The organism is Amycolatopsis sp. CA-128772, from assembly GCF_002904295.1.
In the GTDB taxonomy this organism is placed as follows: Bacteria; Actinomycetota; Actinomycetes; order Mycobacteriales; family Pseudonocardiaceae; genus Amycolatopsis.
Map to the genome: position 1 here is coordinate 75,598 of NZ_PPHG01000091.1, position 21,595 is coordinate 97,192.

Annotated in this window: 23 protein-coding genes; 12 read left to right on the forward strand and 11 right to left on the reverse strand. The window is 71.3% G+C overall.

The window, feature by feature from the left end; genetic code table 11:
- The first annotated feature begins 159 nt into the window (after window positions 1–159).
- The gene (locus C2L59_RS40860) at window positions 160–1,164 is read left to right on the forward strand and encodes an SCO0930 family lipoprotein (RefSeq protein ID WP_103354946.1); all 1,005 of its coding nucleotides are present in this window, start codon (window positions 160–162) and stop codon (window positions 1,162–1,164) included.
- 6 nt (window positions 1,165–1,170) lie between these two features.
- On the opposite strand, the gene C2L59_RS40865 is transcribed toward C2L59_RS40860, so the two are convergent.
- Window positions 1,171–1,935, reverse strand: coding sequence for a DUF4383 domain-containing protein (locus tag C2L59_RS40865; protein ID WP_103354947.1), 765 nt, complete (start codon window positions 1,933–1,935; stop codon window positions 1,171–1,173).
- Window positions 1,936–2,122: 187 nt separating this feature from the next.
- Here C2L59_RS40865 and C2L59_RS40870 point away from each other — a divergent pair, with 187 nt between their 5' ends.
- Window positions 2,123–3,019, forward strand: a complete 897-nt coding sequence (locus tag C2L59_RS40870) for a hypothetical protein (protein WP_103354948.1) — start codon at window positions 2,123–2,125, stop codon at window positions 3,017–3,019.
- 5 nt (window positions 3,020–3,024) lie between these two features.
- Here the strand turns inward: C2L59_RS40870 and C2L59_RS40875 are convergent, their stop codons facing one another.
- Both C2L59_RS40875 and C2L59_RS40880 read right to left on the reverse strand, forming a co-directional pair.
- Window positions 3,025–4,233 carry an esterase family protein gene (locus C2L59_RS40875; RefSeq protein ID WP_103354949.1) on the reverse strand — a complete coding sequence of 403 codons (1,209 nt, stop codon included), beginning with the start codon at window positions 4,231–4,233 and terminating at the stop codon, window positions 3,025–3,027.
- Window positions 4,234–4,377: 144 nt separating this feature from the next.
- Window positions 4,378–5,340: an alpha/beta hydrolase gene (locus C2L59_RS40880; RefSeq protein WP_103354950.1), complete on the reverse strand. Its 963-nt coding sequence runs from the start codon at window positions 5,338–5,340 to the stop codon at window positions 4,378–4,380.
- A 153-nt stretch (window positions 5,341–5,493) separates the two neighbouring features.
- On the opposite strand from C2L59_RS40880, the gene C2L59_RS40885 reads away from it, so the two are divergent.
- Window positions 5,494–5,943 (forward strand): MarR family winged helix-turn-helix transcriptional regulator, encoded by a 450-nt coding sequence (locus C2L59_RS40885; protein WP_103354951.1) that lies wholly within the window; start codon window positions 5,494–5,496, stop codon window positions 5,941–5,943.
- Window positions 5,940–6,782: an SAM-dependent methyltransferase gene (locus C2L59_RS40890; RefSeq protein WP_103354952.1), complete on the forward strand. Its 843-nt coding sequence runs from the start codon at window positions 5,940–5,942 to the stop codon at window positions 6,780–6,782. Before C2L59_RS40885 ends, C2L59_RS40890 begins: the two co-directional genes overlap by 4 nt.
- On the opposite strand, the gene C2L59_RS40895 is transcribed toward C2L59_RS40890, so the two are convergent.
- Window positions 6,779–7,717 carry a patatin family protein gene (locus C2L59_RS40895; RefSeq protein WP_233223976.1) on the reverse strand — a complete coding sequence of 313 codons (939 nt, stop codon included), beginning with the start codon at window positions 7,715–7,717 and terminating at the stop codon, window positions 6,779–6,781. The genes C2L59_RS40890 and C2L59_RS40895 overlap by 4 nt on opposite strands.
- A gap of 116 nt (window positions 7,718–7,833) precedes the next feature.
- Between C2L59_RS40895 and C2L59_RS40900 the strand changes: the two genes are divergently transcribed.
- From C2L59_RS40900 to C2L59_RS40910, 3 genes are all read left to right on the forward strand, one after another.
- A complete protein-coding gene (locus tag C2L59_RS40900; protein WP_103354954.1) occupies window positions 7,834–8,376 on the forward strand; it encodes a PadR family transcriptional regulator in 543 nt (180 codons plus the stop codon).
- Entirely contained in the window at window positions 8,373–10,385 is a 2,013-nt protein-coding gene (locus C2L59_RS40905; protein WP_103354955.1) for an NADPH-dependent 2,4-dienoyl-CoA reductase, read from the forward strand. Before C2L59_RS40900 ends, C2L59_RS40905 begins: the two co-directional genes overlap by 4 nt.
- A 98-nt stretch (window positions 10,386–10,483) precedes the next feature.
- On the forward strand, window positions 10,484–11,452 hold the full coding sequence (locus C2L59_RS40910; protein ID WP_103354956.1) for a prephenate dehydrogenase: 969 nt from the start codon (window positions 10,484–10,486) through the stop codon (window positions 11,450–11,452).
- On the opposite strand, the gene C2L59_RS40915 is transcribed toward C2L59_RS40910, so the two are convergent.
- Both C2L59_RS40915 and C2L59_RS40920 read right to left on the reverse strand, forming a co-directional pair.
- A complete protein-coding gene (locus C2L59_RS40915; protein WP_103354957.1) occupies window positions 11,453–11,650 on the reverse strand; it encodes an antitoxin in 198 nt (65 codons plus the stop codon).
- A 23-nt stretch (window positions 11,651–11,673) separates the two neighbouring features.
- Window positions 11,674–13,641, reverse strand: a complete 1,968-nt coding sequence (locus C2L59_RS40920) for an FUSC family protein (RefSeq protein WP_103354958.1) — start codon at window positions 13,639–13,641, stop codon at window positions 11,674–11,676.
- A gap of 69 nt (window positions 13,642–13,710) precedes the next feature.
- Here C2L59_RS40920 and C2L59_RS40925 point away from each other — a divergent pair, with 69 nt between their 5' ends.
- Window positions 13,711–14,160, forward strand: a complete 450-nt coding sequence (locus C2L59_RS40925; RefSeq protein WP_103354959.1) for an SRPBCC family protein — start codon at window positions 13,711–13,713, stop codon at window positions 14,158–14,160.
- A 113-nt stretch (window positions 14,161–14,273) separates the two neighbouring features.
- A complete protein-coding gene (locus C2L59_RS40930) occupies window positions 14,274–15,023 on the forward strand; it encodes a polysaccharide deacetylase family protein (protein ID WP_103354960.1) in 750 nt (249 codons plus the stop codon).
- Here the strand turns inward: C2L59_RS40930 and C2L59_RS40935 are convergent.
- The 4 genes from C2L59_RS40935 to C2L59_RS40950 all read right to left on the reverse strand — a co-directional run bounded on the left by C2L59_RS40935 (window position 15,020) and on the right by C2L59_RS40950 (window position 17,813).
- On the reverse strand, window positions 15,020–15,499 hold the full coding sequence (locus C2L59_RS40935; RefSeq protein ID WP_103354961.1) for a hypothetical protein: 480 nt from the start codon (window positions 15,497–15,499) through the stop codon (window positions 15,020–15,022). The two genes, C2L59_RS40930 and C2L59_RS40935, sit on opposite strands and share 4 nt — an antisense overlap.
- On the reverse strand, window positions 15,496–16,101 hold the full coding sequence (locus C2L59_RS40940; protein WP_103354962.1) for an RNA polymerase sigma factor: 606 nt from the start codon (window positions 16,099–16,101) through the stop codon (window positions 15,496–15,498). The genes C2L59_RS40935 and C2L59_RS40940 overlap by 4 nt, the downstream gene beginning before the upstream one ends.
- Window positions 16,102–16,522: 421 nt before the next feature.
- Window positions 16,523–17,194: an SGNH/GDSL hydrolase family protein gene (locus tag C2L59_RS40945; protein WP_103354963.1), complete on the reverse strand. Its 672-nt coding sequence runs from the start codon at window positions 17,192–17,194 to the stop codon at window positions 16,523–16,525.
- A 10-nt stretch (window positions 17,195–17,204) separates the two neighbouring features.
- Window positions 17,205–17,813, reverse strand: coding sequence for an NAD(P)-dependent oxidoreductase (locus tag C2L59_RS40950; RefSeq protein ID WP_103354964.1), 609 nt, complete (start codon window positions 17,811–17,813; stop codon window positions 17,205–17,207).
- Between the two features lie 84 nt (window positions 17,814–17,897).
- Here C2L59_RS40950 and C2L59_RS40955 point away from each other — a divergent pair, with 84 nt between their 5' ends.
- A complete protein-coding gene (locus C2L59_RS40955) occupies window positions 17,898–18,461 on the forward strand; it encodes a TetR/AcrR family transcriptional regulator (protein ID WP_103354965.1) in 564 nt (187 codons plus the stop codon).
- Here C2L59_RS40955 and C2L59_RS40960 read toward each other — a convergent pair.
- The gene (locus C2L59_RS40960; RefSeq protein WP_103354966.1) at window positions 18,458–18,946 is read right to left on the reverse strand and encodes a GbsR/MarR family transcriptional regulator; all 489 of its coding nucleotides are present in this window, start codon (window positions 18,944–18,946) and stop codon (window positions 18,458–18,460) included. The genes C2L59_RS40955 and C2L59_RS40960 overlap by 4 nt on opposite strands.
- A 93-nt stretch (window positions 18,947–19,039) precedes the next feature.
- On the opposite strand from C2L59_RS40960, the gene C2L59_RS40965 reads away from it, so the two are divergent.
- On the forward strand, window positions 19,040–19,945 hold the full coding sequence (locus C2L59_RS40965; RefSeq protein ID WP_103354967.1) for an ABC transporter ATP-binding protein: 906 nt from the start codon (window positions 19,040–19,042) through the stop codon (window positions 19,943–19,945).
- Window positions 19,942–21,579 carry an ABC transporter permease gene (locus tag C2L59_RS40970; protein WP_103354968.1) on the forward strand — a complete coding sequence of 546 codons (1,638 nt, stop codon included), beginning with the start codon at window positions 19,942–19,944 and terminating at the stop codon, window positions 21,577–21,579. Before C2L59_RS40965 ends, C2L59_RS40970 begins: the two co-directional genes overlap by 4 nt.
- The last annotated feature ends 16 nt before the right edge of the window (window positions 21,580–21,595 follow it).

A 21,595-nucleotide genomic window follows, 5' to 3' on the forward strand; every position in this document is an offset into this window, starting at 1 on the left:
CACCGGTCCCCAGCTCAACCGCCCCCGCCCCCACCATCCCGACCACTCACCCCACCTCGGCGAAAATTCTTTGAACCGTCTTCCCCACGGGTCCGTGTACTGGGTATCAAGCAGCCGCACCGAGCGGCGGGAATCCCAACGGACACAAGGAGAACTTCCATGCTTCGCACGCGCATCGCCGTCTCCGTCGCCGCGGCGGCAGCCGGGCTGGCAGTGCTCACCGCTTGCTCGGGTGCCGAGACCGCCCAGCCCGTTGTGGCTCCGGCGGCTGCCGGGGGGACCGGGGGCGGCCAGGCCGCCAACGGGCAGGTCGGGAACGCTGCTCCGGCTTCGAACGAGTCGAAACTGGTCGTCGCGGATGTGGCCGATGTCGGGCAGGTGCTCACCGACCAGAACGGCATGACCCTCTACCGGTTCGACAAGGACACCGCGAAGCCGCCGAAGTCCAACTGCGACGGTGACTGCGCCAAGGCCTGGCCGCCGATGCTGGCGACCGGGGATGTCCAAGTCCAGGGGGTCGACAAGAACCTCGTCGGGAAGGTGACGCGCTCCGACGGAACCGAACAGATCACCGTCGGCGGGTGGGCGCTCTACCGCTACGCCAAGGACGCCAAGCCCGGTGACGCGACCGGTCAGGGCGTCGGCGGGGCCTGGTACGCGGCGAACGCCAAGGGCGGGAAGTCCGGGCAGGCGGCGGCCGCCGGCTCCGAATCCGGGGCCGTGAAGCTCAGCGCCAGCAAGATCGACGGGCTCGGGGACGCGATCGTCGACCAGAACGGGATGACGCTCTACCTGTTCACGAAGGACACCAAGAAGAAGGCCTCCGCCTGCAACGGTGACTGCGCCAAGACCTGGCCGCCGGTCCTGTCGAACAACGGCAAGGTCGAACTGCAGGGCATCGACTCGAAGCTGCTCGGCAGCATCAAGCGCCAGGACGGCACCGAGCAGGTCACCATCGGCGGCTGGCCCGTCTACAACTTCTCGAAGGACCTGAAGCCGGGCGACGCGAACGGCATGGGCGTCAACGGCACCTGGTTCGTCATCGAGCCCAACGGCTGCAAGGTCGGGACCACTCCCAGCACCGCCAGCCAGGCTCCGGCGGCGAACAGCGGTGCTGGGAGCAGCAGCAACGACTCCTCCGGTGGTACCGGCACCACCTACTGAACGAACCTAGTGGGCGAGGCCCGGCGGACGCTCTTCGCGAGCGACCTCCGGGCCTCGCTCCTTGTGGTCACGACGCAGGAACGAGCGGCGGCGCGGCTCCTCGGCCACCCCGTCGGCGACGTCGGTGCGGGAGCCGCGGTCGACGACATCGGCACGGCGGCCGCGGTCGGCGACATCCGCACGGCGGCCGCGATCGACGACGTCCGAGCGGCGGTCGACGACGTCGGTGCGGTCGCGGTCGACGACGTCGGTGCGGTCGCGGTCGATGACCTCGGTGCGCTGCTCGGCCACCGTCGGCTCGTCGGCCACCTCGTCCTCGGGCAGCAGGATGGTGCGGCGGGCCGGCAGGACCGCGATCAGCAGGCCGAGCGCGGCGACGCCGAGGTGCAGCCACGTGTCGGCGCGCCCGAGGTCCATCGGGTTGCCGGCGTTGGCGAGGGGGTTGGTGGAAATGAGGCCGTCGATCATCAGGCCCCACACGAACAGCAGGCCGTAGCCGATGAACAGCAGCCAGCCGAACGTCCGCGCGCGGCCCGAGCCGAACGCCAGCAGCAAGCCGACGACGCCGGTCACGACGCGGACCAGGCTCATGAGCGGGTTGCCGGAGAACCGCCAGAACCCCGCGTCGTGGTGGCCGGCGAAGTCGCCGAAGCCGGTCCTTGAGAATCCGATGATGCCGACGACGAGGAACGCGATCCCGGCCAGTCCGGCCAGCACCTGCGCCGGCTGCAGGCCTCGGACCCGGATGCGTGCGCCTTTCGCGTGAACCATGACTCCAGTCCTTCCCAGCGGGTGGTGACGACCGTCACCGCGCTGTAGTACCCCGCGACCACGGTGAGCGAAACGATGCTTGCCCGCAGGGCACCTGCGCGTTCCCGGATCGGGCCCGGTTCGAGAGCAATCCCACAACTACCCCCGTTCGAGCGAACAGCGCGCGGCCTTCCCGGCAATTCGGGTCATGCGCAAGCTGAGCGGCATCTTCCTGGTGGGGCTGTGCCTGGGGGCGATCGGCGCGGTGGTGGTGACGGCGAGTCACGGCTGGGCCGACGCGCCCAAGCCGATCGCGGTCACCGAAGCCGTCGCGACGCCGAGCGGAACGCCGACGCCGAGCGCCGCGCCCAAGGCGGAACCCGAGGACGAGCCGAAGGAACAGCCCCAGGCCGCGCCGAAGGAAGACGCCGAGCTGGGCACCGGGGTGGACGCCGCCGCGCTGGACAAGCTGGTGCGTGGCGGCAACGTCAGCGCCGTCGTCTTCGACCGGCAGAGCGGGAAAACCACCGTCTCGGTGCACGCCGACCGCGGCTACACGTCCGCGTCACTGGTGAAACTGCTGATAGCGCTTTCCGTGCTCGAGCGCGGCGGTCCCGTCGCGGACGTGCAGCGGATGCTCTCCCGCAGCGACGACGACCTCGCCAGCCGGTTCTGGGTGTCCTACGGCGGGACGTCGATCGTCACCGGGTGGGCCAAGAAGCTCGGCCTCACCGGCACCCGGCCGCCCGCGGATCCCGGCCGCTGGGGCGACACGCAGATCACCGCGCCGGACATCGTCAAGGTCTACCGGTACCTGCTCGACCACAAGGCCACCGCGATCCTCACCGCGCTGCGGAACGCGACCGAACGCGGGTCCGACGGGTTCCGGCAGTACTTCGGCATCCCGGACGCCGCCGGCGGGCGGCCGTGGGCGATCAAGCAGGGCTGGTCGTGCTGCCGGCCGGCGCGGACGCTGCACACCTCGGGTGTGCTCGGCGAAGACAGCCGCTACATCGTGGTGGTGCTGACCGAACACCCCGCCGGCGTCGACTACCCGACCGCGTCGAAGCGCGTCACCGACATCGTCACGCAGCTGCTCCGCTAGCCGGCTTACTGGTCGGTGTCGGCCAGGGCGCCGTGCGCGCCCGAGCGTGGCAGGGGCCACGGGAGCACGCCGCCGGTGGTCTCCAGCTGCCGGCCGGCCGGGGACGGGCCCGTCGTGTGGGCGCCGATCCAGGCCAGGACGTCCGGGATCTGCGACTTGAAGGTGTTCATGTTGTGGCCGGCGTCCCGGATCTTCCACGACGAGAACTGGACCGGCGGCCGGGCCGCCGCGCGGATCTGGTCGATCGCGAAGCTCTCGTAGTTCTCCTTGTCACCCGAAATCGCCAGGATGTCCACCGGGGACGGGTGCCGGGCCACGTTGAGCCGGACGTTGTTGGCGTCGTTGATGTCCTGGCGGCCGTGGAACAGGTCTTCGGTCTCGGCGTCGACCTGGGCCTTGTCGTAGCCGCTGACGCTGACCGCCTGGCCGTACCACTGCGGGTGGCGGGTCACCAGGTTCATCGCGCAGTACCCGCCGGAGGACCAGCCCGCCATCGTCCACGCCCGCCGGTTCGCCGCGACGCCGAGCTTCTGCAGCGCCCAGTCGCGCAGGTCCGCGGTGAGGTACGTGTCGTTCGCCGTGCCGTTGACCTCGTCGACGCATTCCGTGTCGTGGCCGACCTTCGGGACGCCCGTCGGGTCGGGAATGATCACCACGGTCGGCGGCAGGACGCGCTTGGCGATCGCCGCGTCGAGCTGTTCCGGCAGGTGGTAGCCGCCGGTCACGACCTCGGGGCCGGACGGGTAGTTCGGGATCCACTCGATCGCCGGGAACCGCAGTTCCTTGAACGCCGCGTCGAAGTACTGCGGCGGCAGGTAGACCGTGACGTCGCGGGTGACCTTCGTGCGCCGCCCGGTCACCTTCATGTGGACGACGGTGCCCTTGCCTTCGCGGGCGTGCGCCGCGCCGGTGTCACGCAGCTTCTCGAGGTCTTCGCCGTTCTGCGCCGCTTCCGCGTCGGTTCCCTGCGCCGCGTAGACGCCGGTGCCGAGCAGCGAGCCGACCGTCGGGAAGAACCCGCCGATCATGTTGCCGCCCATGCCCGCGCTGAGCACCACGAGGACGACGGCGAGCAGGATCGTCGCGCTGCGCCACAACCGTTTGCGCTTCCAGCGGTCCCAGAACCACGGGACGGCGATGATCGCGAGCAGCGTCAGCACGACCACCACGATCATGTTGACCGGCGAGTCGAGCCGGATGCTGCTCAGGTGCATGACAACGGTCCTTCCAGGCGGGCAGAAATGCGCGCCCGGATCGCGGGACTCGCGTATATATCACGTTTGAGCCCCCGTGCACGTTGCGACCTTGTGAGCTCCGTCATAAGGCCGCAACGTGCCGGGTACTCAGCGTCTTCTCAGTTACTTTGCGAGCGCCCGGGACAGCACCGTGACGGCCTGGGTGATCGCGGCCTCGGCGGCGTGGGTCTCGCGGAGCGCGTTCACCATCACGAAGTCGTGGATGATCCCCTGGTACCGGACGGCGGTGACGGGCACGCCGGCCTGACGCAGCTTCGCCGCGTACGCCTCACCTTCGTCGCGAAGCACGTCGGCTTCGCCGGTGATCACCAGCGCCGGCGGCAGCCCGGCGAGCTCGTCGAGCGACGCGCGCAGCGGCGACGCCGTGATTTCCGCGCGCTGGGCGGGGTCGGTCGTGTACTGGTCCCAGAACCACTGCATGCCTTCGCGGCCGAGGAAGTAGCCCTCGGCGAACTTCAGGTACGACTCGGTGTCGAACGAAGCGTCGGTGACCGGGTAGAAGAGGACCTGCTGTTTGAAGGTGACGTCGCCGCGCTGCTTGGCCAGGATGGTCAGCGCCGCGGTCATGTTGCCGCCGACGGAGTCACCGGCGATCGCGATGCGCGAGGTGTCGAGCCCCTTCTCGGCGCCGTGCTGGGCCACCCACTTCGCGACCGCGTAGTTCTCCTCGATGGCGACCGGGTAACGCGCCTCCGGCGAGCGGCTGTACTCGGGGAACACGACGGCCGCGCCGACGCCGGCCGCCAGTTCGCGCACCAGGCGCTCGTGCGTGTGGAAGTCGCCGAACACCCAGCCGGCGCCGTGGATGTAGACGATCACCGGGAGCGGACCGGAAACCCCGGCCGGGCGGACGATCCGCGTCTCGACGTCGCCGTTCGGGCCGCCCGGGACGGTCAGCACCTCGATCTCGGCGGCGGCCATGGCGACCTCGCCGTCCTGGACGCCGTCGACGGCCTTGCGACCCTCTTCCGGCGCCAGCTGGAACAGGTACGGCGGCTGGTCGGTGGCCTCCGCGAACGCCTGCGCGGCCGGTTCGAGGGCCAGGTTGTGCGGGTTGGCGGTCATGTCATCCTCCTCGGTGAAGCAAGCTGATGCCCTGAAGGTAGCTCGCAACTCAGTTGTGCACAACTAATTTGAGCCCAATGAGATGCAGGGCACTTGAGTTGCCTCCCGCCGCCAGGCCGAGGACCATGAAGAGTTACGAGAGAGGAGGACGCCATGGCATCGCTGCGGCTGGACGACCAGCTCTGCTTCGGGTTGTACGCGGCGTCTCGTGCGGTGACGTCGTTGTACCGGGCCGTCCTGGAGGACCTCGATCTCACCTACCCCCAGTACCTGGTCATGCTGGCGCTCTGGGAACGGGACCACCGCCTGGTCAAGGAGCTCGGCGCCGAGCTGAACCTCGATTCGGGCACGCTGTCGCCGCTGCTCAAGCGGCTGCAGACGGCGGGACTGGTGGTCCGGAACCGGCAGGCCGACGACGAGCGCGCGGTCCGCGTCAGCCTGACCGACGCCGGGAAGGCGTTGCGCGAGAAGGCGCAGGGCATCCCGGACGTGATCGGCGCGGCGATGAGCCTGGACGACGCCGGGGTGGCCCGGATGCGGGCCGAGCTGGACCGCCTGACAGAGTCGGTGAACGCCTACCGGGAGGCCATGGCACCGGCATGATCAACCACGACGACGCGCTGAAGGCCGTCGAAAGCAGCCTCGACCGGCCCTCGGCGGCGCGGATCTACGACTACTTCATCGGCGGGAACACGCACTACGCGATCGATCGCGCGTTCGCCGAAAAGGTCCGCGCGCGGCTGCCGCTGATGGGCGACTACTGCCTGACGAGCCGGCAGTTCCTCGGCCGCGCGGTCCGGCAGTGCGTCCGCGAAGGCATCCGGCAGTTCGTCGACGTCGGCTCCGGCCTGCCCACCGCGGGCAACGTGCACGAGGTCGCAGATGACACCAGTTCGCGGCCGGACACGCGGGTGCTCTACATCGACAACGAGCCCATCGCGCTCGCCCACTCGACGCTGCTGCTGGCCGACACCGCCGACCCGGACCGCCACCACGCCATCGCCGCGGACTTCCTGCAGCCGGACGACCTCTGGGAGCGCGTCAAGGCGTCGGAGATCATCGACGCGCGCGAGCCGGTCGCCCTGGTGATCAACGCGGTCATGCACTTCGTCAAGGACGAGCAGAACCCGGACCAGCTGCTGGAGTTCTACCGCGAGCGGCTGGCCCCCGGCTCGCTGCTGGTGCTGTCGCAGATGACCAACGAGAACCCGGTGAACGAGGACGAGCGGCAGGCGCTGCTCGAACTGCTCGAGTACTACGAGACCACGACGAACCCGGGTTTCCTGCGGACGATGGCGGAGTTCGAACGCTTCTTCGGCGGCTGGCCGATGCTCGAACCCGGTCTCGTCTACGCGCCGGCGTGGCACCCGGACGAGCGCACGGTGTTCGCCGGCTCGCCGTCCGAGTCGCGGGTGATCGGCGGGGTCGCGCGCAAGCCCTAAGACGCTTCGCGCAGGCTTTCCAGCACGTCCAGCACGGCGCTCTTCCCCAGGTCGACGGCCTTGCGCAGCACCTCGGGGTCGCGCTCCAGCACCGCCACGTCCGGCGCGCCCACCGGTGGCCGGACGCTGAGGATCCGCGGGTCGGCCGCCAGGGTCTCCTCGTCCTCGACGTCCCGGCGGTAGGTGTCCTGCCAGGCCGGGATGGCGCCGGGTGCCTGGCGACGCAGAAACCGCGGTACGACGACGTCGTGCATCCGCGGCGGCCGGACCGGCAGCTCGTCGGCGCGGCGGGTGCGCAGCACCAGGACGTCGGTCGCGCCTTGGGCGAGCGCGGTCCGGTACGGGATCGGCTCCGCGACGCCGGCGTCGACGAACCGGCGGCCGGCCATCGGGATCGGCGGCCCGGCCAGCACCGGCATGCACGACGACGCGGCCAGCGCGACCTTGATCGCGTCGACGTCGGTCAGGAAGGGGTGCAGGTCGGTGGACTCGCCGGTGTCGGCGTCGGTGGCCAGCGGGTGGAAGGTCACGGGGTTGGCCAGGATCGCCGGGAAGTCCATCGGTTCCAGCACCGAGTAGACCTGGTGGACGAGGTATTCGAGGTCGATCACCGCGCGGCCGCGCAGGGTGTGCAGCGGGTTGATGATCCGCCGCATGACGACCGGGTTCCACCAGGTCCGGACGCCGGTCGACGAGCGGCCGCAGAGCAGCCAGGCGCCGTTCAGCGCGCCGGCCGACGAGCCGTAGACGGCGTCGAACGCGGGTGTCACGCCGAGTTCGTCCAGCGCCAGGACCATGCCGCTGGAGTACGTGCCGCGGCTGCTGCCGCCTTCGATGACGAGCGCGAGGCGCCGGCCGTCGGTGCGTTCGCCCGGGACACTGCCCGCCGCCATCCGTCCGGAGATCAGTTCGAGTACCGGGTGCACTCCTCCCATCCTGCTCCCCCAAGGCGGCACTTTCACGTGAAAGTGCCGCTCCCAGGTGGGCACTTTCACGTGAAAGTGACGCGTCCCTCGTTGCTGTGCAACTGGGTGCATATGAAACTGGATGCATGGCACTGGAGCACGCGATCCTCGTCTCGCTGTCCGAGCGCGCCGGCTCGGGCTACGAGCTGACGCGCCGGTTCGAAAAGTCGATCGGGCTCTTCTGGAGCGCCACCCACCAGCAGATCTACCGCGTGCTCAAGCGGATGGAAGAGGCCGGCTGGGTGGCCGTCGACGTCGTCGCGCAGTCGGGCCGGCCGGACAAGAAGGTCTACACGGTCAGCGACGGCGGCCGCGCCGAGCTCGTCCGCTGGCTGGCCGAGCCGGATCCGGCCGCCGGACCGGTCGAACTGGCCGTGAAGATCCGCGGCGCGACCTTCGGCGACCCCGCGAAAGTCGCCGAGGAGATCGTCCGGCACCGCGCGACGCACGCGGGACGCCTCGACGTCTACCGGCAGATCGAGAAGCGCGATTTCCCCGCGCCGGCCGCACTGACCGGCCAGGACCTGCACCAGTACCTGGTCCTGCGCGGCGGCATCCGCGTCGAAGAGGGCCAGGTCGAGTGGTTCGACGAAGTCCTCGCCGCCCTCAACCCGAAGGACGCCCGATGAGCCCGTACCCGCACCTGCTGTCCCCGCTCGACCTCGGCTTCACGACGCTGCGCAACCGCGTCCTGATGGGGTCGATGCACACCGGCCTGGAGGACAAGGCCGCGCACTTCCCCGAGCTCGCCGAGTACTACGCCGAGCGCGCCCGCGGCGGCGTCGGCCTCATCGTGACCGGCGGCTTCGCGCCGAACCGCACCGGCTGGCTGCTGCCGCTCGCCTCCAAGCTGACGACGTCCGCCGAGGCAAAGGAACACCGGCAGCTCACCAAGCCGGTGCACGACGCCGGCGGCAAGATCGCGCTGCAGGTCCTGCACGCGGGCCGGTACGCCTACCACCCGCTGAGCGTGTCGGCGTCGAGCAGCAAGGCGCCGATCAACCCGTTCCGGCCGCGCGCGCTGACCGGCTACGGCGTGCGTCAGCAGATCCGTGCCTTCGCCGACTGCGCCGCTCTCGCGCGCGAAGCGGGCTACGACGGCGTCGAGATTATGGGCTCCGAGGGCTACCTGATCAACCAGTTCCTGGCCGAGCGCACCAACAAGCGCACCGACGCCTGGGGCGGCACGCCGGAGAAGCGCCGCCGGTTCGCCGTCGAGATCGTCAAGCGCACCAGGGAAAAGGCCGGCGATGACTTCATCATCATCTACCGGCTGTCGATGCTCGACCTCGTGCCGGGCGGCCAGCGCTGGGAGGACGTCGTCGCGCTCGCGAAGGAGGTCGAGGCCGCCGGCGCGACGATCATCAACACCGGCATCGGCTGGCACGAGGCCCGCGTGCCGACGATCGTGACGTCGGTGCCGCGCGCCGCGTTCACCTGGGTGACCGGGAAGCTCAAACCGCACGTGGGCATCCCGGTCGTCACCTCGAACCGGATCAACATGCCGCAGGTCGCCGAGGAAGCGCTGAGCAGCGGCGACGCCGACCTCGTGTCGATGGCGCGGCCGTTCCTCGCCGATCCCGAGTGGATCCGCAAGGCCGAGACCGGCCGCGAGGACGAGATCAACACCTGCATCGCCTGCAACCAGGCGTGCCTCGACCACGCCTTCAAGCGCAAGCTCGTGTCCTGCATGGTCAACCCGCGCGCCGGCCACGAAACGACGTTGACGCTCGCCCCGACGCGGCGGTCGAAGCACGTCGCCGTCGTCGGCGCGGGGCCCGCGGGCCTCTCCGCCGCCACCGCGCTGGCCGAACGCGGGCACAGCGTCGAGCTGTTCGAAGCCGACGACGAGATCGGCGGCCAGTTCGGCATCGCGCGGAAGATCCCCGGCAAGGAGGAGTTCGCCGAGACCATCCGCTACTACCGGCGGCGCCTCGAAGTCACCGGCGTGAAGCTGCACCTCGGAACGCGCGCGAAAGCCGGCGACCTGGCCGGCTTCGACGAGGTCGTGCTGGCCACCGGCGTCGCGCCGCGGGTGCCGTCGCTGCCCGGGATCGACCACCCGAAGGTGCTGTCCTACGTCGACGTCGTCAAGCACGGCAAGGCGGTCGGCGAGCGGGTCGCGGTGATCGGGGCCGGCGGCATCGGCGTCGACGTCAGCGAGTTCCTGACGCACACCGCGTCCCCGGCGCTGGACCGCGCCGCGTGGATGGCCGAATGGGGTGTCACCGACCCGGAACAGGCGGCGGGCGGACTCGGCACGCCGAAGCCCGAGCCGTCGCCGCGGCAGGTGTACCTGCTGCAGCGCAAGAAATCCGGGATCGGTTCCGGGCTCGGCAAGACGTCGGGCTGGGTGCACCGGGCCGCGCTCAAGGCGAAGAAGGTCGAACAGCTCACCGGCGTGACCTACGAGCGGATCGACGACGACGGCCTGCACATCACCGTCGACGGCACCCCGCGGCTCCTCGAGGTCGACACGATCGTCGTCTGCGCCGGTCAGGAACCCGTGCGGGACCTCGCCGGCGAACTCCGTGCGACGGGGCTGCCGGTGCACCTGATCGGCGGCGCGGACGTCGCCGCCGAACTCGACGCGAAACGCGCCATCGACCAGGGAACGAGGCTCGCCGCCGCGCTGTAGCCCGATATGCGTCCGGCACACACCTTCTTTTCGGGGGTCCGGGTGGCGGAGCCCCCGGCTCGGGGCGCAGACCCGCTTGTTACTGGCAGGATGAACCCGTGCGAGACGTATGCGTGATCGGGCTCGGGCTGATCGGCGGGTCGCTGCTGCGCGCGGCGGCCGCCAGCGGCCGCACGGCGTGGGGTGCCGCGGTATCCGAAGTGGACGCCGACGCGGCGAGCAGAGCGGGCTACGACGTCACGACCGACGTCGAAGCGGCCCTGCACCGGGCCGCGGCCGAGGACGCGATGGTCGTGCTCGCCGTGCCGCTCCCGGCCGTCGAGGACCTGCTGCGCCTGGTCTCCCAGCACGCGTCGCACGGCCTGCTCACCGACGTGACCAGCGTGAAAGCGCCGGTGCTGGACGCGGTCCGCCGCCGCGTGCCGTACACGCGGTACGTCGGCGGGCACCCGATGGCCGGCACGTCGAACTCCGGCTGGCTGGCCGGCGACGCCACGCTGTTCCAGGGCGCCGCGTGGGTGGTCGCCGTGGAGGAGGACACCGACCTCGACGCCTGGGCCGAGGTGGCGAAGTTCGTACTGGACGTCGGCGCGCACGTGGTGCCGCTGCCCGCGGAGTCGCACGACGAGGCCGTCGCCCGGATTTCGCACCTGCCGCACCTGTTCGCGGCGATCCTGGCCACGATCGGCGCGCAGGGCGGCCCGCTGGCGATGTCGCTGGCGGCCGGGTCCTACCGCGACGGCACGCGCGTCGCGGGCTCGAACCCGCAGCTCGTCCGCGCGATGACCGAAGGCAACCGCGACGCGCTGCTGCCGATCGTCGACGAGGCCCTCGGCCGGCTCGGCGCGGCCCGCGGCTCGCTGGCGTCGACCGGCGGCCTCGCGGCGACGATCAACGCCGGGTACGAAGGCGCGCAAGCCCTTGCGGCCGGCCTCGACGCCGAACGGGCCGGGGTCCGGATCAGCCTGTCCGCGCCGGACGCCCGGCAGGGCCTGATCGCGCTCGGCGAGCGCGGCGGCCGGATCACCGGGCTGTCCGACGGGATTGCCACCGGCGAGGTCCAGTAGCTACCGATCGGGCGTGTCGTCGAACTTGTTGAGGAAGTCCTTCGCCTTCTCGACACCGGTGTCGATCTGGCTGTCGTGCCCGGTGAACTTCGACTTCGCGAAGTCAGCGGCTTTGTCGAGGCCATCCTCGATCTTGTCGTTGTGCTCGCGCAGGGCCTCTTCGGCCTTGCCCTTCAACGCTTCGAAGTCGATTCCCATGGGTGCATTGAACAGCACGCCCGTCACGTGCGCCGGTGGTACGGCAGGAACCGCCGGACGAGCCGCAGCGGCGCGCGTTCGGCGAGGTCGGGGCCGCGGACGGCGTCGAACGCCGACTCCAGCTGGTCGACCACGCCGGCCAGCTGCTCCGCGTCCGGCAAGGGCACCGACCGCGGCTCGCGCTGCTCCCGGACCGCCGCGGCGAGTTCGCCGAGGGCCGCCGTGAGCAGCTCGACGTCGGCCGGAGCCGGCGGCGGCACGCCCCGCCCGATCGTCACGCCGACCTCGGTGACGGCGTCCGCGACGCGCTCCTGCGCGGCGATCACCGGCCACCACGCCACCGCCTGGCGGCCGTTCGCGGACGGCTCGACGACGACCTGCTGGAACGCCGTCCGCAGGTCGGCCAGGGCCCGGTAGGCGCCGCGCCGGGCCCGCGACCGCGCCAGCCGCGCCTCCCCGCCGGACGCCTCCACCAGCGCGTGCGAGACGTACTTCGCGACCGCGTCCAGCCCGTCGGCGAGCCGGCCGCCGACCTGGGGCCGCCGGCTGCCCGGCCACAGCAGGTAGCCGAAGACGAGCACGATCACGCAGCCCAGCGCGGTGTCGACCAGCCGCGCCACGACGACGTTCCAGCTGCCGGTATTCGCCAGGTCCATCTGCAGGATGATCAGGGGCGTCACGAACGCGCTGAGGATGCCGTAGTTGCGCACCTTCCCGACCGCGACCCCGCCGGCGAAGATCGCGATCAGCGCGACCAGCAGCCACCCGTGCCCGCCGGCGGCGAGCACCACGGCCCCGATGCCGACGCCGGCGAGCGTGCCGATCCCGCGCAGCACCGCGCGGCCGAACACCGAGCCGAAGTCGGGCTTGAGCACGATCCCGACGGTCAGGGTGATCCAGTAGGACCGCTCGAACGGCACCAGCAGGCCGACGACCTCGGCGATCGCGACGCACAGGGTCAGCCGCAGGGCAGCGATCCAGGTCAGCGGACCGGACGCGAGCGAGCCGGCCCACGTCCGCAGGCGCCGGTACCACGGCGTCGGCTCGCGGCGCTTGCGGTCGTCGCCCTTGCCGATCCGGACGAGCCCCGCGTAGAGCGCGGCGAGCAGCGGATCGCCGTCGTCGGACGGCACCGGCGGCGGTTCCGGCAGCGGCTGGCTGGCCAGCACCGACGCGGACAGCGCGACGAAGTGGTCGATGACCGCCTGGGGCGGGCGGCGGCCGGCGTTGACCATGGCCACCGACGCTTCGACCGCCGGGGTGGTCGCCGAAAGCAGGTTGAGCAGGTGCCGGTAGGCGGCGTCGCGGCCGGACAGCCACGAGCGCGCGGTGAGCAGCTGGTCGTAGGCGGTGTTCATGGCCGTGGTCAGCCGGTGCCGGGCCACCCGCGAGACGGGCTCGTCGGTCGCCGAGAGCATCGCGGCCAGCTCGACGTAGACGTGCGCGACGGCGCTGCGCTCGGGGCTGGTCGCCCGGACCGTCCACGTCACGAGCGCGACCAGGAAGCTCCAGGCGGCGCCGAGGCAGAAGAAGCCGAAGAGGACTTCGACGCGCACGCCGGTCGCGTGCTGCCCGGTGCCGAGCACGCAGAACACGAACATCTGCAGCCCGGCGACGGAGGCGTTGCTGCCGGCCGCGCTGATCAGCGCCGAGACCGCGGCGACCAGGATCACCGCGGGCACGGACAGCGCCGGGGTGCCGCCGGTGAGCAGGCCGACGAGGTAGCCGGCGGTCGCGGCCAGCGTCGCCCCGCCCAGCCGGCGGGCGCGGTAGCGGTACGGGCCGGCCGATTCGGACAGCACGGCGGGGAGCGCGCCGGTGGAGATCAGCGCGCCGACGGCGATGTCCCCCGCCGCGTACGCCACGCCGAGCGGGACGGCCAGCGCGAAGACGGCGCGGGCGACCATGTTCCACGGCACCGGGACCGGCTTGCTGCGGAGCAGCTGGACGAGCCAGTGCGGCGCGGCGAGGTCGGGACGCGGCGTGCTCACCGGTTCATCTTGACCTACGCTGCGCGAGACGATTAATTATCAGTCTGTCAACAACGCGGGAGGTTCCGGGTGGGCCGCAAGTACTCCTTCGAGGTCAACCGCACGAGCACGGCGTCGCCGTCGGCGCTGTTCGCGCTCGAAGCGGACGGCCCGCGCTGGGCGGAGTGGGGAAAGCCACTCATCGTCCAGGCCCGCTGGGCGCGGCGGGGCACCGAGGACCCGGACGGCGTCGGCGCGGTCCGGGAGGTCGGGCTGTGGCCGGTGCTGATCCGCGAGGAGACGGTCGAGTACGAGCCGGGGCGCAAGCACGTCTACACGTTCTTCGGCGCGAATCCGATCAAGGACTACCGCGCCGAGGTGCTCTTCACGCCCGCGCCCGGCGGTGGGACGCACCTGCGGTGGACCGGGTCGTTCACCGAGCCGGTGCGCGGCAGCGGCCCGGTGCTGGCGGCGACGCTGCGCGCGGTGATCCGGCTGTTCTCGGCGAAGCTGGTCAAGGCCGCCGAAACCGGGCGCTGACCTGGGTGGCTCCGGCCACACAAGATCGCCTCACGCAACTTCCCCGCCCTCCCCCGCGTCACCCTTTCGGGAGTACACGAAAGGGGGAAAGCGTGAGGAAGCGCTTGACAGCCGTGGTCGCCGCGGCGGCACTGGCACTGACCGCGTGTTCGGGCCACGAATCCGACCAGCGCGAGTTCGGCACCAGCCAGCCGAACCCGGCACCGCAGGGCGTGGGCCCCGGCGCGAAGACGGCCGGCCCGTACCCGTTCGGCACGGTCCAGCAGAAGGCGCCCGCGGTCCAGAACGGCCAGGTTGCCGCGGTCAAGCGGATCACCACCGACAAGCCGTACGTCTTCCTCACCATGGACGACGGCGCGGTCAAGGACCCCGACGCGCTCAAGCTGATGCAGCAGAGCCCCACCCACCCGGTGCTGTTCCTGAACCAGAAGTACGTCCAGGGCCACGAGGCGTACTTCAAGCAGATCCTCGACGCCACCGGCGCCACCCTCGGCGACCACACGGTCGACCGCCCGAACCTCAAGGGCAAGCCGTTCGAGTTCCAGCGCAAGGAGATCTGCGACGACGCGGACGACTTCCAGCGCGGCCTCGGCATCCGCCCGGCCCTGTTCCGCCCACCGTTCGGCAACTACGACCAGAACACCCTGAAAGCCGCGGCGGCGTGCGGAATGCGCGCGGCGGTCCTGTGGACGGCCGCGGTCAACGACGGGCACGTCCAGTTCCAGGCCGGCGACAAGCTCAAGCCGGGCGACATCGTGCTGATGCACTTCCGCAAGACGTTCAAAGAGGACTACACGGCGTTCGTGGAACAGGCCAAGAAGGACGGGCTGACTCCCGTCCCCCTGGCCGATTTCCTCGGCTAAAGCACCACCGTCGGCGTCACGACGGTCCGGCGGCACGACACGTCACCCAGGTGCACCAGGATCTGCGTCGTTCCTCGCGGCACGTTGTCCAGCACGAAGCGGCCGCCCTCGTCCGCCGTTGTGGAGGACGTGCCGTGCTCGGCTACGCGGACCTCCACGCCGTACTGGCCCGCCGGGACCAGCCAGCCGTCGATGCGGTGGAGCTTGCCCATCTTGGTCAGGTTGATCATCACCGTCAGGTCGCTGACCGTGAACGTGATCGTGCCGGTGCCGGTGCCGCGGACACCCGCCAGGTTGTCCAGGTGCTCCCAGCGGGCGACCTCCACGTCCAGGTCCTCCAGCGCGAGCGCGAACTGGACCCGCTGCACCAGGTCGCCCGGCGGCGGGTCCAGTTCGTCGAGGAAGCGGCCGATGTCGGCCAGCAGTACGTCGTCACCGAAGGAGGCTTGGCCCCCCGGCGCCCCGAGGTCGTTCATCGGCTTCCCCCTTCACTGGTGAGGAGATCGCGCATCTGGTCGAGGCAGCGACCTCTGGTCGGGCCGACACTGCCGCGCGGCATGCGCAGCGCTTCGGCCACGAGCTGGTACTCCGCGCGGCCCGCGAGCACGGTGAGCCGGAGCAGTTCCTGACAGCGGTGGGGCAGCCGGACGAAGGCGCGCCAGACCCGGCGGTCGCGGTCGGCGCGGACGGCTTCGTCTTCGGGTGCCGGTTGGGTGCTCGGCATGGCTTCGGCGACCTCGTCGCTCAGCGGCACCGGCTGCATGCGGCGGCCGAACGGGTGGGTGGCCTCGCGGCGGGTGGTGGTGATCAGCCACGCGGCGAGCGCCTTCGGGTCGCGGAGCTTGCCGAGCTGGCTGAACAGCGCCAGCCACACGGTCTGGACCACGTCCTCGGCGACCGAGCGGTCGAGCCCGTTGGCCCGGGCGACGTGCCAGAGGAGCGGCGTCAGCTCGTCGACGAGGCGGGCCATCGCCCGGCGGTCGCCGTCGCGGGCGGCCTGCATGCACGCGGCGTGCAGCTCGGCGCCGGTCAGGCCTTCCCAGGGCGGATCTACCTCTGTGGTTTGCACGTCGGTCACCGTAGCTGCCCCTCTTCGGAAGAGTTCTCGAGTCGGCAATGGCAGTATCGCGGGTCCTTCGGGGGGAAGGAGCGTGCAGGTGGATCTCGGATACATCAAGTCACTTACTTCGTCGGTCGTGCCCTACCGGTCAACTGGCTGCAAGGGAGGTACCGGCCGACGCGGGCGGGCAGGCCCGCGCCGACCGATACTCCCCTCCCTCAAGGGCCCGCTCCCCAACGGGCCCCGCCGGATGTCCCCTCCCCCGAAAGGCCATCCGGCCGACGGTGTCCGGCAGCCCCCTCGGCTCCCGGCCACCGCGTTTCCTCGAACTCGACACCCCCTGTCGCGTTCTTTCGTGCGTGGCTGCTCCACAGGACGCAGTGGCCGGACCCCCAGATACACGATCCGGCGGATTTTTTTGAAGATCGACGCTGAGCGGCTAACTGATCACGGGGAGTGCATCGGCGAGGGTCTTCGCCCACCGCGCGTACCCGGCCGGCCCCGGGTGGAAGCGGTCGGATGCGAAGGCGCCGGGGTCGAGCAGGGCGGGGTCCATCGGCAGGTGCGTGACGCCGGGGAGCCGCGCGAGGGCGGCGGCCGCGGTGTCGAGCGCCGTCGACCGCGCGGACAGGACGTCCCGCAGCGGCCGGGGCAGCGCGGGGAACCGGGACATCGGCGGCACGCCGGCCAGCAGGACGTCCACCGGGCCGAGCCGCCGGCGCAGGTCGAGCACCAGCGCCAGCAGGTCACGCCGGTAGCCCGCGGCCGTCCGGAACTCGATCGTGTCGTTGACGCCGAGGGCGATCACGACCAGGTCGGCCGGCGCGACCAGCGGGACGAGCTCGGCGCGGACCGTCCGGGCGTTGGCGCCGGTCCGGCCGGCCGCCTGCCAGCGCACCGCCCGGCCGCCGCGGGCCAGCTCGCGGGCGAGGCAGCCGGTGAGCGCTTCCTCGTGGTCGGCCGCGCCGACGCCGTCCACTGTGGATTCGCCGAGCACGGCCAGCCGGAAGGGCTCGCCGGCGCCCGGCACGAGCCCTTCGGTGGGGCCGGCCGCGCCCGGGAGCCGCGGGGTCGTCCGCTTGACGTACAGCGCTTGAGCCAGGATCACCATGGGTTCGAAGCTAGCCGTGGGCGATCGAGACCTTGCGCCTGATCAGCGTGGGGTCCGCCACGGCGTCCAGCAGGTACGCGGCGACGTCGGCGCGCCGGATGGTGAACGTGCGGACGTTCCCGTCGAGCCGGCTCGCGACCTTGCCGGTGCGCGGCCCGTTCAGCAGCATCGGCGGCCGGACGATCGTCCAGTCCAGGTCGGTGGCGGCGACCACGGCCTCCATCGCCAGCATGTCCGCCCAGCCGTGCTTGAGGAAGGTGTTGAGCAGCGGCTTCACCAGGGAACGGGTGAAGAAGCCGTCCCCTTCGGTGTGCATGCCGCTCGCGCTGACCACGAGCAGGCGCTTCGCCCCGGCGCCGATCGCCGCGCGGGCGCCGTCCACGCAGACCGTCGTCGGCCCGCGGTCGCGGGAGCCGACCGCCGAAATCACCGCGTCCCGGCCTTCGACGGCGGCCGCCAGTTTCCCGTGTTCGTGCAGGCCCGCCACGACGACCTCGGCCGGCTGCTTCAGGCGCGCGGGGTCGCGGACGACGGCCGTCACGTGCCAGCCGCGCTCCAGCGCCTGCTTGACGACCTCGCCGCCGACGCCACCGGTCGCCCCCAGAACGGTGATCCGCATGGTGCCTCCTTCGTGGTTAGTGAACACTCACCGGGTAGGGTGAGTGTTCACTAACCACGCTGAGAACGCACTCAGGGAGCCGCCATGGGAAGCCGCGAAGAGATCGTCGCCGCGGCCGCGAAGGTGATGCGCGAGCAGGGCTACGCGCACGCCACGACCAAGGTCATCGCGCAGACCGCGGGCTACTCGGAGGCGCTGCTCTACAAGCACTTCCACGACAAGACCGACCTGTTCCTCAGCGTCATGGGCGAGGAACTGCCGGCGCTCGGCGCCACCCTGGGCGAACTCATCGCCGACCCCGGCCGGGCGCCGCTGCGGGACAACCTGGCCCGCGTCGCCCGGCTCGGCCTGGCCTTCTACACCGAAGGGTTCCCGATCGCGGTCTCGGTCTTCTCCTCGCGGGACCTGCTGCGGTCGCACCGCGAACGGCTGGGCGAGCACGGCCCGCACGTGCTGCTCGGCGCCGTCGCGGACTACCTGCGCGCCGAGCGGGCGCTGGGCCGGATCAAGGCGGACACCGACGTCGAAGCGGCCGCGGCCCTGCTCCTCGGCGCGTGCTTCCACCAGGCGTTCCTGGCCACGTTCCACGAGCGCGAGCCGGCCGACCTCGCCGACCGGCTCGCGGGCACGCTGCTCGCCGCTCTCTAGGCGTTCTTTTCCTCGCGAAGCTTGTGCCAGCGCTCGTACATGCCGTTGAGCTCCGCCAGCATGAACGACAGGAAGTCGCGCATCTCGGCGAGCCGCCGGCCCGCGGGCGAGTCCTCGCCGAGGGCGTCGATGCCGTTGTCGGCCGCGTCGCGCCACATAGTGATCATGCGGTCGCGCTTGAGGAACGTGGCGTACCAGAGGTCGTCGAAGAGCCGGTAGTGGTCGCGGCGCTCGCCGGGCTCGCGCTCCTTGGCGACCAGGCCGACCTGCTCGAGGAAGCGCACCGCGCCCGAGACGGCGGCCGGGCTGACCGACAGCTGCGCGGCCAGCTCCGCCGCGGTCAGGCGGCCCTCGTCGGTGGTCATCAGCGCGGCGAACACCCGCGCGGACATGCGCTGCATCCCGATCTGGGAGAGCACCAGCGCCAGGCTCTCGACGTACCGGCGGACGGCGTCTTCATCTCGCTTCGCTTCAGGCGTCGTCATCGGCCCATCCTCCCGTACCCGCCCCCAGCGATCACTTGATCTAGACATTTTCTTAACTTCACAACTTTGTGAAGCAAGCGTAGCTTCCGAACCATGGAAAACGCCATTTCGGTCATCGACCTGCACAAGTCGTTCGGCCGGACGAAGGCCCTCGACGGCCTCGACCTGCAGGTGCCCGCGGGGGAGGTGCACGGCTTCCTCGGCCCGAACGGCGCCGGGAAGTCGACCACCGTCCGGGTGCTGCTCGGCCTGCTCCGCAAGGATCCTGGTGCTTCGGGGGAAGTTCGTGTGCTCGGCGGCGACCCCTGGAAGGACGCCGCGAGCCTGCACCGCCGCCTGGCCTACGTGCCCGGCGACGTCAACCTCTGGCCCAACCTCTCCGGCGGCGAGGTGATCGACCTGCTCGGGCGCCTGCGCGGCGGCCTGGACGTCAAGCGCCGCACCGAGCTGATCGAGCGGTTCGACCTCGACCCGAAGAAGAAGGGGCGGACGTACTCGAAGGGCAACCGGCAGAAGGTGGCCATCGTCGCCGCCCTCGCGTCCCGGGTCGACCTGCTGATCCTCGACGAGCCGACGTCCGGGCTCGACCCGCTGATGGAGGCGACCTTCCAGTACGCCATCCAGGAGGAACGCGAGCAGGGGCGGACCGTGCTGCTCTCCAGCCACATCCTCGCCGAGGTCGAAGCGCTGTGCGACAAGGTCAGCATCATCCGCAACGGCCGCACGGTGGAGTCCGGCACGCTCGCCGAGCTGCGGCACCTGACCCGGACGTCGATCACCGCCGAGCTGGCCGCCCCGCCGAACGGGCTCGCGAACCTGGCCGACATCCACGACCTCAAGGTCGAGGGCAACCGCGTCCGCTTCGACGTCGAGACGCGTTCGCTCGACGAAGCCCTGCGGCAGCTGACCGAGGTCGGCGTCCGCAGCCTGGTCAGCCAGCCGCCGACGCTGGAAGAGCTGTTCCTGCGCCACTACACGACCGAGGCGGGCGCGAAATGACCGCGACCCTCTCACGCGCCGAAGCCGCGGTCGCGCCCGCGCACGAATTGGCCGGCACCTGGCACCTCACCCGGCTCGCGCTGCGCCGCGACCGCGTGGTCCTGCCGATCTGGATCGTGCTGCTCAGCGTCGTCCCGGCGAGCACGGTCAACACGTTCACGCAGTTCTACCCGACCGTCGCCGACCGGCTCGCGCTGCAGGCCGGCGCGAACGCCAACCCGTCGTACGCACTGCTCTACGGCCCGCCGTTCGACCTGACCACGGCCGGCGGGTTCATCGCCTGGCGCATGTGCGGGTTCCTCGCCGTGCTCACCGGCCTGATGGTCGTCTTCACCGTCACCCGGCACACCCGCGCCGAGGAGGACACCGGGCGCGCGGAGCTGCTCGCGTCCGCGGTGGTCGGCCGGTACGCGGCGCTGACGGCGTCGCTGCTGGTGGCCGGCGGCGCGAGCGTGCTGACCGGGCTGGTCCAGGCCGGCACGATGGTCGGCGCCGGCCTGCCCGCGGCCGGTTCGGTCGCCTTCGGCGCGTCGGAAGCGCTGGTGGGGCTGGTGTTCACCGCGGTGGCGGCGGTCGCCGTCCAGCTGGCCGAGTATTCGCGCACGGCCAACGGCATCGGGACGGCCGTGGTCGGTGCCGCCTTCCTGCTCCGCGGGGCCGGGGACTCCACTGTGGACGCTCGCTGGCTGTCCTGGCTGTCGCCGATCGGGTGGGTTCAGCAGGTACGGGCGTTCGCCGGGGAACGCTGGTGGGTCCTCCTGCTGCCGGTGGCGTTCACCCTGGTCGCCGGCGCCCTCGGGTACTGGCTGCTCCCCCGCCGGGACGTCGGCGTCGGCATCCTGCCGCCCCGGCCGGGCCCGGCGACGGCGGCCCCGAGCCTGCGGTCGCCGCTCGCGCTGGCCTGGCGGCTGCACCGCGGCCCGCTGCTCGGCTGGACGATCGGCACCGCCGTGGTCGGCGCGGTCTTCGGCTCGATCGCCAGCGGCATCGGCGACCTCGTCGGCTCGAGCCCGCAGGCGCAGCAGATCTTCGAGCGGCTCGGCGGCAGCCACGCGCTGACGCAGGCGTTCCTCGCCGCGATGGCCGGGATGTTCGCCATGGTCGCGTCGCTGTACGGCGTCCAGGCGGTGCTGCGGATGCGCGGCGAGGAGACCGCGATCCGGCTCGAGCCGGTGCTGGCCACCAGCGTCGGCCGGCTGCGCTGGGCGGGCAGCCACCTGGTGTTCGCCTTCTTCGGCACGGCGGCGCTGCTGCTGTCGGGCGGGGTGTTCATGGGGCTGGCCAACGGGTTGCGCACCGGCGATGTCGGCGGCTCGATCGCGGACACCCTCGCCGGGATGCTCGTCCAGCTGCCCGCGGCCTGGGTGGTGGTCGCGCTGGCGGTGGCGATCTTCGGGCTGCTGCCGGGCTTCTCGGCCGCGGCGTGGGCGGCCGGCGCGCTGGCGCTGCTGCTCAGCCTGTTCGGCCCGGTGCTCGACCTGCCGCAGGCGATGCTGGACGTCTCGCCTTTTCAGCACCCGCCGAAGATCCCCGGCCAGGCGTTCACCGCGACCCCGCTCGCCTGGCTGCTGGCGGTCGCCGTCGTCGCGCTGGCCGCCGGGCTGCTCGGCTGGAGGCGCCGCGACGTCGGCTAGACGAGCGGATGATCTT

What these genes read in the sequence shown, in the direction of transcription:
- C2L59_RS40860 (WP_103354946.1), top strand. Translation starts at nt 160, where the DNA reads ATGCTTCGCACGCGCATCGCCGTCTCCGTCGCCGCGGCGGCAGCCGGG.
- C2L59_RS40865 (WP_103354947.1), bottom strand. Translation starts at nt 1,935, where the DNA reads ATGGTTCACGCGAAAGGCGCACGCATCCGGGTCCGAGGCCTGCAGCCG.
- C2L59_RS40870 (WP_103354948.1), top strand. Translation starts at nt 2,123, where the DNA reads ATGCGCAAGCTGAGCGGCATCTTCCTGGTGGGGCTGTGCCTGGGGGCG.
- C2L59_RS40875 (WP_103354949.1), bottom strand. Translation starts at nt 4,233, where the DNA reads ATGCACCTGAGCAGCATCCGGCTCGACTCGCCGGTCAACATGATCGTG.
- C2L59_RS40880 (WP_103354950.1), bottom strand. Translation starts at nt 5,340, where the DNA reads ATGACCGCCAACCCGCACAACCTGGCCCTCGAACCGGCCGCGCAGGCG.
- C2L59_RS40885 (WP_103354951.1), top strand. Translation starts at nt 5,494, where the DNA reads ATGGCATCGCTGCGGCTGGACGACCAGCTCTGCTTCGGGTTGTACGCG.
- C2L59_RS40890 (WP_103354952.1), top strand. Translation starts at nt 5,940, where the DNA reads ATGATCAACCACGACGACGCGCTGAAGGCCGTCGAAAGCAGCCTCGAC.
- C2L59_RS40895 (WP_233223976.1), bottom strand. Translation starts at nt 7,717, where the DNA reads ATGGGAGGAGTGCACCCGGTACTCGAACTGATCTCCGGACGGATGGCG.
- C2L59_RS40900 (WP_103354954.1), top strand. Translation starts at nt 7,834, where the DNA reads ATGGCACTGGAGCACGCGATCCTCGTCTCGCTGTCCGAGCGCGCCGGC.
- C2L59_RS40905 (WP_103354955.1), top strand. Translation starts at nt 8,373, where the DNA reads ATGAGCCCGTACCCGCACCTGCTGTCCCCGCTCGACCTCGGCTTCACG.
- C2L59_RS40915 (WP_103354957.1), bottom strand. Translation starts at nt 11,650, where the DNA reads ATGGGAATCGACTTCGAAGCGTTGAAGGGCAAGGCCGAAGAGGCCCTG.
- C2L59_RS40935 (WP_103354961.1), bottom strand. Translation starts at nt 15,499, where the DNA reads ATGAACGACCTCGGGGCGCCGGGGGGCCAAGCCTCCTTCGGTGACGAC.
- C2L59_RS40945 (WP_103354963.1), bottom strand. Translation starts at nt 17,194, where the DNA reads ATGGTGATCCTGGCTCAAGCGCTGTACGTCAAGCGGACGACCCCGCGG.
- C2L59_RS40950 (WP_103354964.1), bottom strand. Translation starts at nt 17,813, where the DNA reads ATGCGGATCACCGTTCTGGGGGCGACCGGTGGCGTCGGCGGCGAGGTC.
- C2L59_RS40955 (WP_103354965.1), top strand. Translation starts at nt 17,898, where the DNA reads ATGGGAAGCCGCGAAGAGATCGTCGCCGCGGCCGCGAAGGTGATGCGC.
- C2L59_RS40960 (WP_103354966.1), bottom strand. Translation starts at nt 18,946, where the DNA reads ATGACGACGCCTGAAGCGAAGCGAGATGAAGACGCCGTCCGCCGGTAC.
- C2L59_RS40965 (WP_103354967.1), top strand. Translation starts at nt 19,040, where the DNA reads ATGGAAAACGCCATTTCGGTCATCGACCTGCACAAGTCGTTCGGCCGG.
- C2L59_RS40970 (WP_103354968.1), top strand. Translation starts at nt 19,942, where the DNA reads ATGACCGCGACCCTCTCACGCGCCGAAGCCGCGGTCGCGCCCGCGCAC.